Annotated in this window: 11 protein-coding genes and 1 pseudogene; 7 read left to right on the forward strand and 5 right to left on the reverse strand. The window is 73.9% G+C overall.

What is annotated here, in order from left to right; all coding sequences use genetic code 11:
- Window positions 1-367: pseudogene (locus AB0J39_RS34475) on the forward strand (hypothetical protein); the annotation flags it as partial.
- Between the two features lie 23 nt (window positions 368-390).
- Here the strand turns inward: AB0J39_RS34475 and AB0J39_RS34480 are convergent.
- Window positions 391-1,092, reverse strand: coding sequence for a CBS domain-containing protein (locus tag AB0J39_RS34480; protein WP_363472465.1), 702 nt, complete (start codon window positions 1,090-1,092; stop codon window positions 391-393).
- Window positions 1,093-1,308: 216 nt separating this feature from the next.
- Here AB0J39_RS34480 and AB0J39_RS34485 point away from each other — a divergent pair, with 216 nt between their 5' ends.
- The 3 genes from AB0J39_RS34485 to AB0J39_RS34495 all read left to right on the forward strand — a co-directional run bounded on the left by AB0J39_RS34485 (window position 1,309) and on the right by AB0J39_RS34495 (window position 3,663).
- A complete protein-coding gene (locus AB0J39_RS34485; RefSeq protein ID WP_363472467.1) occupies window positions 1,309-1,968 on the forward strand; it encodes a CBS domain-containing protein in 660 nt (219 codons plus the stop codon).
- Between the two features lie 21 nt (window positions 1,969-1,989).
- Window positions 1,990-2,979 carry a hypothetical protein gene (locus AB0J39_RS34490; protein WP_363472468.1) on the forward strand — a complete coding sequence of 330 codons (990 nt, stop codon included), beginning with the start codon at window positions 1,990-1,992 and terminating at the stop codon, window positions 2,977-2,979.
- An 87-nt stretch (window positions 2,980-3,066) separates the two neighbouring features.
- Window positions 3,067-3,663, forward strand: a complete 597-nt coding sequence (locus AB0J39_RS34495; RefSeq protein WP_363472470.1) for a hypothetical protein — start codon at window positions 3,067-3,069, stop codon at window positions 3,661-3,663.
- A gap of 18 nt (window positions 3,664-3,681) precedes the next feature.
- Here the strand turns inward: AB0J39_RS34495 and AB0J39_RS34500 are convergent, their stop codons facing one another.
- Window positions 3,682-4,155 carry a hypothetical protein gene (locus tag AB0J39_RS34500; RefSeq protein WP_363472472.1) on the reverse strand — a complete coding sequence of 158 codons (474 nt, stop codon included), beginning with the start codon at window positions 4,153-4,155 and terminating at the stop codon, window positions 3,682-3,684.
- Window positions 4,156-4,313: 158 nt separating this feature from the next.
- On the opposite strand from AB0J39_RS34500, the gene AB0J39_RS34505 reads away from it, so the two are divergent.
- From AB0J39_RS34505 to AB0J39_RS34515, 3 genes are read left to right on the forward strand one after another with little or no spacing between them, the layout of a single operon-like run.
- A complete protein-coding gene (locus tag AB0J39_RS34505; protein WP_363472474.1) occupies window positions 4,314-6,725 on the forward strand; it encodes a cation-transporting P-type ATPase in 2,412 nt (803 codons plus the stop codon).
- 1 nt (window position 6,726) lies between these two features.
- Window positions 6,727-7,590, forward strand: coding sequence for a universal stress protein (locus AB0J39_RS34510; protein ID WP_363472476.1), 864 nt, complete (start codon window positions 6,727-6,729; stop codon window positions 7,588-7,590).
- A 14-nt stretch (window positions 7,591-7,604) separates the two neighbouring features.
- On the forward strand, window positions 7,605-8,612 hold the full coding sequence (locus AB0J39_RS34515) for a lactonase family protein (protein ID WP_363472480.1): 1,008 nt from the start codon (window positions 7,605-7,607) through the stop codon (window positions 8,610-8,612).
- Here AB0J39_RS34515 and AB0J39_RS34520 read toward each other — a convergent pair.
- The 3 genes from AB0J39_RS34520 to AB0J39_RS34530 form a co-directional block, all read right to left on the reverse strand.
- Window positions 8,602-9,435, reverse strand: coding sequence for an SAM-dependent methyltransferase (locus AB0J39_RS34520; protein WP_363472482.1), 834 nt, complete (start codon window positions 9,433-9,435; stop codon window positions 8,602-8,604). The genes AB0J39_RS34515 and AB0J39_RS34520 overlap by 11 nt on opposite strands.
- 42 nt (window positions 9,436-9,477) lie before the next feature.
- Window positions 9,478-10,293: a DUF4253 domain-containing protein gene (locus AB0J39_RS34525; protein WP_363472484.1), complete on the reverse strand. Its 816-nt coding sequence runs from the start codon at window positions 10,291-10,293 to the stop codon at window positions 9,478-9,480.
- Window positions 10,294-10,342: 49 nt separating this feature from the next.
- Window positions 10,343-10,855: LuxR C-terminal-related transcriptional regulator (locus AB0J39_RS34530; protein ID WP_363472487.1), on the reverse strand; the 513-nt coding region annotated here is incomplete at its 5' end.

The raw sequence follows: 10,855 nt of genomic DNA on the forward strand, positions 1-10,855 counted from the left end.
CGGCGTGCACCGGCTGGCCCGCACCTCTACCCTCGTGCGCCTGGTGATGGACGCCGACGGGCAGGTGCTGGACATGGGCCGCAAGGTCAGGTTGGCGACCCCCGCCCAGCGGCGGGCGATCTACGCCCGCTACGCCACCTGCTGGATCGACGGCTGCCCCCTGCCCGCCACCAGATGCCAGATCGACCACGCCGACAACTGGAGCACCGGCGGCCCGACCGACCTCAAACTCCTCGGCCCCGCCTGCCAGTTCCACAACCGCGACCGCTACCAGCACCCCGACCGCTACACCCGCCGCAAGATCGGCAAAGACCGCTGGGCCTTCACCTACCACCACCCCGCCAGAGCCCGGCGATCGCAGACGTGATCACACGCAGGCGGGGCCGGCGATCAGGCGCTCTCCCATGGACCGGCGTCGTCCTCCTTCCACTCCAGGCGGTCGACGACTCCGATCACGCCGTTGGTCCGCTCGACCATTCGCGTGAGCACCCGTGCCTGGGAGCGGCGCTCCAGCGCGCCGGTGAGCGTCACGACGCCTTCCGACACCGACACCTCGACGCCCGACAGGTCGGCCCACAGGCAGTTGCCGATGATGTCCTCACGTACCTCCCTGGCGATGTCGGCGTCCGCGCGGGCGAGGACCTTGAGCAGGTCGTGGCGGCTGATGATGCCCACGAGCACGCCCTCGTCGTCCACCACGGGCAGGCGTTTGACCCCGTGCCGGCTCATCTGGCGCGCGGCGCTGACCACGCTGGTGTAGGGCCGGGTGGTGACCGCGGGGGCGGACATGAGTTCGGCGGCGGTCACGCCGCGGGCCCGCTCCTGGGTCCTGGCGGCGCCGTGCCCCACGGCCTCACGCAGGCGCGCCCGCAGCGGCGGCCGGTAGCCCTCGCGGTAGAACTGCTCGCGGAACTCCTCCTTGCGCAGCAGGTCGGCCTCCGAGACCACGCCGACGACGTGGCCCTCGCCGTCGACCACGGGCACCGCGCTGACCTCGTGCGCGATGAGCACCTCGGCAACGTCCCTGAACGGCGTGCTGCCGTTGACGGAGGCGACCTCGCTGGTCATGACGTCCCGCACCTTCATGTGCATGATCGGCTCCTTCCCGGGCCGTGGCCGTTCCCAGTTCCATCGCACCGCCGATCGGGCCGCATGCGAAGGGACTGAGGGCCCTGTCGACCGGGTCCTTAGCCATGGCTGGGGCGGACGTGACCGGTGGCCGAAAGTCCCGGGTGGTCAGGACCTTCACCGCTGACCCCGGGGAACGCGGCGAGGCACGCTGGCAATGAGGAGATGGGAGGCGTCGTCATGACGGCGAAGGTGAAGGATGTCATGGGCAGGGTCGCCATCGCGGTGCCGATGGACGCGTCGTTCGCGGATCTTGTCGCCACCATGCAGCGGTTCAAGGTGGGCGCGGTCACAGTCATCGACGCCGACCGGCGTCCGGTCGGCGTGGTCTCGGAGGACGACATCCTCCTGAAGGAGTTCGCCCTGGACGAGAGCGTGTTCGACGGCCCCCGCAGACGTGAGGAGCATCGCAAGGCGGCGGGCACGAAGGCCGGCCAGATCATGTCGCGCCCCGCGATCACGGTGACCGGCGGCACGTCGGTGCGGGACGCGGCCCGGCTGATGCACCGCAACCGCATCAAGCAGCTGCCCGTAATCGACGCCATGACCGGCCGCATCATGGGCACGGTGCACCAGGGAGACCTGCTGCGCGTGTTCGTCCGTCCGGCGGAGGACATCCTGGCCGAGATCGAGGAGATCGCCGCCCGGCTGAACCTCGGACCCGACGACCTGCGGATCACCGTTTCCGGCGGCGTGGTCGGGATCAGCGGACAGGTGCCCCGCAGGTCGGACGTCAAGCCGCTGCTGCGCGCCGTACGCCGCGTCGAGGGGGTCGTCGAGGTGGACGCCGACGTCGCCTTCCTCGTGGACGACCTGCTCATCGCCCCGCCGTTGCTGTAGCCGAGCCCAGGGGAGGAGATCGTGAACACTCGTACGTCCGAGGGGATCGCGCAGGCCGCTCAGGCCGCGGTGGAGGCGGCTCTGTGGGCGCCCTCGATCCACAACACCCAGCCCTGGTCGTTCGGCGTCTCCGGCGACGAGATCTGCCTGCGCGCCGACCCCGACAGGAAGCTGCGGATCTCCGACCCGACCGGCCGGCAGATGACGATCAGTTGCGGCGCCGCGCTGTTCAACGTGCGTATCACTTTGCTGGCGCTCGGCTACGAGCCCGAGGTCCGCCGTTTCCCGGACCCGGAGCGTCCGCTGCTGCTGGCCAGGATACGGGTGCGCCCCGGGCGTGAGCCGGGCGAGCACATCCGCCTGCTGCATGCCGAGATCGAGCGCCGCCGCACCCACCGGTCCGGGTTCACGGCTCTGCCGGTGCCGGACCGCCTGGTCGACGCGCTCGTGTCGGAGGCGGCGCCCGAAGGCGGCCACCTGATGCCGATCACGTCGGACGCCGCCGCCCGCGTGCTCGCCGCGCTCACCGGCGCGGCCCAGGACGTGCAGTCACAGGACCGGTTGTTCGTCCTGGAACTCATGCGCTGGGCCCGGCCGCCGGGCAGTTCGCGCCGCGACGGGGTGCCGGCGGCGGGCTATCCGACCGATCCCCGGCGTATGCACCCTCAGCACTTCGCGCAGCGGGACTACGCCCGGGGGCACGAGTGGGGGCTGGCACCGGACGAGCGGGTGTCCGCGTCGACGGGTCTCGTGGCGCTGCTCGGCACCGGTGGCGACGCCCGGGAGGACTGGCTGCGCGCCGGCGAGGCGCTGCAGCGGATGCTGCTGCACGCCTCCGCGTACGGGGTGAGCGTCGCCTTCCACACACAGGCACTTGAGATGCCTGAGTTGCGGGAGTTCATCCGCACGCATCTGTGCTCGGGGGAGTCACCGCAGATGATCATGCGGCTGGGGTTCGTCATCGACGAGAGCGAGAGCGTCCGCCGCACCCCTTCCGAGGTCATGGAGTGAGATAGGCCGATCTCGGGCCGCCAGGGCGCGCGTGGACGGGCGTGCCGGGGGAAGTGGGACCTCCTGTGGTCGTCAGGAGGTGTGCCCATGAGATCGATCGCCCGCTGGGTCGTGTCGCGGCTACGCCGCTACCGGCCTGATCGCAACCCGCTGCGCCGCCGTTCCGACCGGATCGAGGCGGCGCTCGTGGTGGCGGCGCTGGCCGCCGTCCTGCTCGCGGTGTGGCCTGCCGCGATGATCGCTCGTACGATGTACGACGGCGGCGTCAGGGCCGAGCGGGTGGGGCCGGGAGCGCGGCAGCTGGTCGAGGCCACCGTGATCCAGGACCCGTCGGCCGTCCAGGCCAACGGCCGCGGGCTGCTTTTGACGAGTCCGGCGCGGTGGACGCTGCCGAGCGGCGAGGTCCGGGAGGGCATGGTCCCGGTGGCACTCCTCCTGCGGGACGGCCCGGCGAACGCGCGGTTGTGGGTCGACGCCGAGGGCAGGCCGGCCGCGGCGCCGCCGCAGCGGGCCGAGACGGTGACCCGGGCGTGGCTGGCGGCCTTCGGCGTCGTGTCGGCCGCCGCCGTCCTGGCCTGGGCCGGATTCGCTCTGGGGCGTCATCGGCTGGACCGCAGGCGTTACCGCGAGTGGGAGGCGGCCTGGGCGGCGGCCGACCGGAGGTGGCGCCGCCATCACATCTGATGAACGCGCAGCGGTCGCTCACCTCATGCTCTGGGAGATGTCGCAGGAGGGACTGCCTGGGGCGCAGTACGCGCCCTGACTGGTGATGCTCCCCGCGGAGGTGACGGTGGTCGACTGCGGGCCGCTCAGGAGCGAGGGCGTGCTGACGCCGTTGAGGTTCTGGATGTTCCGGCCGTTGCCTGAATTGTGCTGTGCGGCTCTGGTCCGAGAGTCCCGCGCGATCTGGTAACCCTGCGGTCCGGGCCTGGGCTCGGCCTGCGCTCTGGCCCTCGCAGCCTTGGCCGCCTTGGCAGCCTTTGCTGCTTTCGCCGCTTTGGCCTTCGCCTTGGCCGCCGCGGCCGCGTGCGGCTTGCGGCGCAGCGGCGCGGAGGCCGCGTCCGCCGCCTCCGGGACGGCGAGGCCCGCCAGCGAGACGACGAGCGCGGCCACCGCGAGCCGCCGCACCGTCGTGACGAGACCGGTTCCGGGAACGTCCGCGCAGTGACGAGACACCTGGCAACCACCTGCCCACTCAGCTGCGGATATAAGCGACATAGGGCATATGCCCGTATCGCGCGGATGGTTACCCTGCGTGGTGCGGGCCGAAGGTCCCGCGGGCCGATGGCTTTCGCCCGGGGCCGCCGCCGGAGGCCGGATGATCTGCTGGTGACATGACATCCGCTGTGCGCACGCTGCGCGGACTGCCCGAGGAGGAGGCCGCGCGCCTGCTCGCCGAGCACGGGCCCAACGAGATCCCCCAGCCCCGGCCGCCGGCCCTGCCGGTGCGGGCCGCGCGCCAGCTGGCGGATCCGCTGTCGGTCCTGCTGCTGGTGGCCGGCCTGGTCACGCTCGTCGTCCTCGCCGAGGTGCCCGAGGGCATCGCGATCCTGGCCATCCTGCTGGTGAACGTGCTGATCGGGACCGGCCAGGAGGCCAGGGCCGACAAGGCCGTGCGCGCGCTGCGGGCGCTCACCGCGCCGATGGCCACGGTCGTGCGGGGCGACGCCGTCCGGCGGGTGCCCGCGGCCGGGGTGGTCCCCGGCGACCTCGTCGTCGTCGCGGCCGGGGACCGGGTGCCCGCCGACGCCCGGCTGGTCGAGGCCGAGGCGCTGGCGGTGGACGAGGCGATGTTGACGGGGGAGTCGCTGTCGGCGGCAAAACGGGCGGGCGGCCCGGGCGGGCCGGACGTGCCGCTGGGCGACCGCGCGGGGGAGATCTTCTCCGGCACGCTCGTCGTGCACGGCCGCGGAACGGCCGAAGTGCTGCGGACCGGCGCCGCGACCGAGGTGGGCCGCATCGCCTCGGCCCTGCGCGGCGGCGGCAGGGGACCGCTGGAGGCCGAGCTCGCCCAGGTGTCGCGGCGCATCGGCCTGCTCGCGGTCGCGGCGGGCGCCCTGATGATCCTCATCGGCCTCTCCCGGGTCAGCCGGGGCGAGGCGTCGCTGGTCGACATCATCCTGGCGGGGGTGGCGCTCGCCATCGCCGCGGTGCCCGAGAGCATGGCCGCGGCCGTCACCACCGCGCTGGCGCTGTGCGCCCAGCGCATGGCCCGGCTCGGCGTGATCGTGCGCCGGCTGCCCGCGATCGAGGCCCTGGGCGCCACGACCGTCATCGCGGCCGACAAGACCGGCACGCTGACCACCGGCCACCTCACCGTGGCCGACCACCTCGCCGTCTCCGGCACCGAGCTGTGGCGGGCCGCGCTGCGCTGCAACGACGCCGAAGACGGGCTAGGCGACGCGGTGGACGTCGCGCTGGCCGCCGCGGCCGCCCGCGAGGACGTACGGCTGCCGGCCGGGGAGAGCCGGATCGCCACCCGTCCCTTCGACGCCGAGACCCGCTCGATGGCGGTGGTCACCGCCGTCGACGGGGCGAGCCCGCTGCTGACGCTCAAGGGCGCCCCCGAGGTGGTGCTGGCCCGATGCGTGCCCGGTGAACGGACCGACCGGCTCGCCGAGGCCGTGTCCGGGCTGGCCCAGCGGGGGCTGCGGGTGCTCGCGCTCGCCGAGGGGGAGACCGGCGATCTGGACGCCTCCGGGCTGCGCCCGCTCGGCCTGGTCGCGCTGCAGGACGAGATCCGGCCCTCCGCGCGCCGGGCCGTCGCCGACTGCCGGGCCGCGGGCATCCGGGTCGTGATGGTGACCGGCGACCACGCGGAGACCGCGCGCTCGGTCGCCGCGGAGGTCGGCATCGACGCCGGCGCCGTGGTGGCCCGGGTGGACCCCGCCACCAAGCTCGGCCTCGTACGCGAGCTGAAGGAGCGCGGGGAGGTGGTCGCGATGACCGGCGACGGCGTGAACGACGCCCCCGCCCTGCGGCACGCGGACGTCGGCGTCGCCATGGCCGGGGATGAGGGCACCGACGTGGCCCGCGAGGCCGCCGCCGTCGTCGTGACGAACGGCGAACTCGGCACGATCGTGACCGGCGTGCGGGAGGGCCGGAGGCTGCGCCACAACGTCGCCTCCATGATCGGCTACCTGCTCGCCGGCAACCTCGCGGAGATCCTCATCGTCCTGGCGGGGCTGATCGTCTGGCCGGAGCTCGTCGTGCCGCTGCTCCCGGTGCACCTGCTCTGGATCAACCTGGCCCTGGACGGGATCCCCGCGATCGCGCTCGGCGTCGACCGCCCGGCGGGTGACCCCCTCACGCTGCGGCGGCGCGAGAGGCTGATGGCGTGGACGGCGCTGACCCGCATCGGGCTGCGTGCGATGGTCGTCGCGGTGCTCGTCTTCGCGGCCGTGGAGACGGCGCGGAGGCTCGGCTGGAGCGACGAACAGGTCCGCGCCCAGGCCGTGCTCGCCCTGGTCTTCGCCCGGCTGACCCTGGCCTACGTGACCCGGGCGCGCCGGATGACCTTCGAGCGCGGCTGGTGGCATGGCCGCTCGGTGCTCGTGGCGGTGACGGCCACGCTGGCCCTGCAGACCCTCGTCACCGCCGTGCCCTTCCTGGGCGCGCCGCTGGCCCTCGTGCCGCTGCCGCCGCTCGGCTGGGCGATGGCTCTCGGCGCGGCCGTGCTCACCGTGACGCTGTGCGACGCGCTGCGCCGCGCCGCGCCGACCCATGCCGCACCGGGACGTGAGTGAGATGAGGCAGGAGATCGTGGTCGCCTACGACGGCACCCGGCAGAGCCGCGCCGCCGTCGAGTGGGCCGCGGCGGAGTGCCGGGTCCGGCGGCGCGCGGGCGTCACGGTCTGCGAGGTGTGGGACGGCCCCTACCCGGAGCGCGCCGAGGCCGTCGCCGCCGAGGAACGCCGCCTCGCGGCGCTGCGGCTGTTCGAGGGGGTACGGCTGGCCGAACGCCTGCTGCCCGGCCGGGAGGTCCGTCCCGTGCTCGTCCGGGGGAGTCCCAAGGACACGCTGGTCGCCCTCAGCCGGGAGGCCGCGATGCTGGTGATGGGGCACAGGGCGCATCGGGGGCATGGGGGGCGGCTGGCCGGGCTGCTGTTCGGCTCGGTCAGCGCGTACGCCGCGGCGCACGCCGCCTGCCCGGTGGTCGTGGTCGGCGCGCCGCCGCCCGCACCGCCCGCCGGCGGGGTGGTGGTGGGGATCGACGCGGCGCGGCCGGACGGACCGGAGACGGAGTGCGCCCTGCGCTTCGCCGTGGAGGTCGCGCGCGGCCGGTCGCTGCCGCTGACCGCGGTCTACGCCACGCGAGGGGGTGGGCCGGAGGGCGAGCGGGCGCTGACGCGGATCGTCGAGCCGTGGCGGCGGCGCTGCCGGGCGGGGCTCAAGATCGAGACCAGGGTCGTCGAGGCGCCGCCGCTGCCCGCCCTGCTGGCGTGCGCCGGGAACGCCCCGCTGCTGGTCGTGGGGGCTCGCGGGGCCGGCGCCCGGACCCGGCTGCTCGGCTCGGTCGGGCAGGGCCTGCTGTGGCGCGCCCCCTGCCCGGTCGCGGTCGTCCACCCGGCTCCCGTCTGGCCGATACCATTCGGTATCCCGACGATCTGATCTTTGGAGTGACAATGCCCCGTCCCGGTCTGGTGATCGGCGGATACACCCCGGACACGGAGGGATCGGGCCCCGGCCTGACGGTGGCTCGGGCGCAGGCGGACGGGCGGCTGGAGACGGTGGCCGAGACGGCCGCGTCAGGACCGTCGTTCGTGGTCGCCCACCCGCGGCTGCCGCTGCTGTACGCCGCGCTCGAACGCGCCGGGGACGGCGGTCTCGCGGTGTTCGCCGACGAGCCCGGCGAGCCCGCTCCCCGGCCGCTGGCCGAGCACCCGAGCGGCGGGTCGCTGCCGTGCCACCTGGCGCTCGACGCGCGGGCGCGGTGGCTGGCGATCGCCAACTACGGCGACGGGACCGTCACGGCCTACCGGCTGGGTGAGGACGGGATGCCCGAGCCCGGCCCGCTGACGTTCCCCCACGAGGGGCGCGGCCCTCACCCCGACCGGCAGGAGGGCCCGCACGCGCACCAGGCGGTCTTCGGGCCCGACGGCGTGCTGTACGTGACCGACCTCGGCACCGACGAGGTGCGCCGCTTCCTGCCCGGTATGCGCCCGCACCCCGGCGGGCCCGTACGCCTGGCCTCCGGCAGCGGCCCCCGGCACTTCCTGCACCACGAGGGCCACTGGTACGTCACCGGCGAGCTGGACGGGACCGTGCGCGTCTACGACGGCGAGTGGCGGGAGGCGGGCGTGGTGCGGGCGAGCGGGGCCGCGGGAGACGGCGGCGGCAATCTGCCCTCCCACATCGCGCTGTCCGCCGACGGCCGCCACCTGTACGTCGCCAACCGGGGGCCGGACACCATCAGCGTGTTCGAGGTCGACGGGCCCCGGCTCACGATGGCGGCCGAGGCGCCGGCGGGCGGAAGCTGGCCACGCCACTTCGCCGTCGACGGAGACCGCCTCTACGTCGCCAACCAGCGCTCGGACGCGATCGCGGTGCTGACGCTGAAGGACGGGCTGCCCGGCCCCGCCGCCGAACAGGCGCTGGCGGTGGGCACTCCCTCCTGCGTGCTCATCCGGTGATCCGGCCGACGCCCCCGACGATCCACACGCGCTGCGCCTGGCCGGTGCTCTGCGGGGCGTCCGGCCGCCACTGGCGGATGTAGACGAGGCCGGGGTCGACGAGCTCGGTGCCGTCGAAGAAGCGCAGCACCTTCTCCCGGCTCCGCGGCACGTCGTCGGCCTGCGGCACGATCTGCCGGAACAGTTCGACGATCGGCGTGGCCAGCTCGGGACGGCTGTCGAAGACGGCGTGGCCGATGGCCAGGTGACTGCCCGGGGCGAGGTGGTCGCGCACCTGGGCCACGCACTTGTACGGCTCGGCGGCGTCGGGGAGATACTGCAGCCGGGCCGGGATCAGCACCCCCACCGGCTGCTCGAAGTCGATGAGCCGCAGCATCTCGGGGTGGGCCAGCATCTCCGCCGGGCGCAGGATGGAGCCGTCCACCACGCCGGTGCCGCGGTCCCGGGCGAGCATGGCCCGCGCGTGCGTGAGCACCACCGGGTCGTCGTCGACGTACACCACCCGGGCGTCGGGCGCGAGCTCCTGGGCGACCTCGTGCGTGTTGCGCCGGGTCGGCAGCCCGGACGCCACGTTGAGGAACTGCCGCACGCCCTGCTCGACGAGGAAGCGCACGACCCGCTCAAGGAACTCGCGGGTGTCCACGGCCATCGTCTTGACCTCGGGCGCGATGGACATCAGCCGCTCGGCGAACGCCCGGTCGGCGGCGAAGTTGTCCTTGCCGCCGAGCAGGTAGTCGCTCATCCTGGCGATGTTCGCGGTGCCGGTGCTGAGGCCCGCCACCTTGGCGGGCCGCGCGCCCCCGTTCAGCTCCGTGCCGCCCAAGCCGTCTCCCTCGCTCATAATCGTCCGCCGGTAATTATCGTCCTAATCCCACCAGAACGACCAGGCGTTCTGACCCACGATCTGCTCGGCGTAGTCGGCCAGCGTGCCCGGGCCCTGCAGGACGCTGTCGGGGCAGAACGTCCAGTGCTCGGCCGCCACGTGCAGCGCGTGCGCGGGCGTGGCGGGCGGCGCGGCGACGCTGAGCTCCAGGGTGTTGAACCCCATGGCGACCACCCGCGCTCCGAACCGTTCCTCCCAGCTGCGCACGACGGCCGCCAGGGGCACGGTCCACTCGTTGTGGTGCAGCGCCCCCTGCCAGCCCATGGCGACCATCGCGTCGGCGCCGCGGTTCACCGCGGCGAGCCCGAGCGGCGTCATCCGCTCGGCCACCACGTCGGCGTACCAGTCGGCGACCACGTCGGGGTCGGCCACGAGCGCGGCGGGCGGTGCGATCCCCGGGCACTCGGCCCCGAAGGGCGCGAGGTACGCCTCGTGGCCCAGCAGCAGGTCCTGCCACGCCTCGGCCATGAACCCGGCGGCGCTGTAATAGTCGACATGGTGGGGCGAGTCAGGCGCGATCTGCCCGGCCGACCAGGGCTGCACGCCGTCCTCCAGCAGCACCGGCCACAGGCCCGACCGGGGGTGCTCGGCGCGCAGCCGGGCCCACAGCCCGGCGGGCACCGGCTCGTCGCTCAGCCAGAACGAGGGATGGTGATGAGTGCGCAGTTTGTCGTAGTCGGGGTCCGGCCACACGAGGGACCCGGACGGCAGGTCGACGGACAGCACCCGCCCGTCGCCGCCGTCACCGAACAGCAGCTCCAGACCCGTGGGGAGCCGCCGACGCTCGTGAACCGACATGCGCCAATAATGTCGGACCCGGCCTCGGCACGTCCCGCAAGGGCGATCATTACGGGATGTCGAGCCTGCACAGCCCTTCGGCGAGAACCTTCGTGGTCAGGCGCGTCCGGCTGTCGCAGCCCAGCTTGGCGAAGATGTGCTCCAGGTGAGTGGTCACGGTGCGCACGCTCAGGACGAGCGCGGCCGCGATCTGCGGGTTGGAGTCGCCCTGCGCGACCCGGGTGAGCACCTCGATCTCCCGTGCGGTCAGGTCGTACGGCAGGGCGCACGGACGCTCGGCGATGACGGCGCCCTGGATGGAACCGTGGAAGCCCACGCCGGCCCGGTGGAGGCGCAGCTCGCGCCACTGGCCGGCGCCGTCCAGCCACAGTCCCCGCCGCGACAGCTCGCGGGAGTCGATGAACGCCCTGGCCAGCTCGGCCATCACGGGTTCGGCCGCGAGCGCCTCCGACGGGGGCCATCCGGCCACGTCCCTGCGCCGCCCGCCCCGTTCGTACGCGACGGCGTGGAAACCGGGCGGCAGGCCGAGCGGGTCGACGACGCACCGGGTCACGTCGGTGAG

Origin of the sequence: Microbispora sp. NPDC049633, from assembly GCF_040675265.1 — a bacterium.
Classification (GTDB): Bacteria; Actinomycetota; Actinomycetes; order Streptosporangiales; family Streptosporangiaceae; genus Microbispora; species Microbispora maris.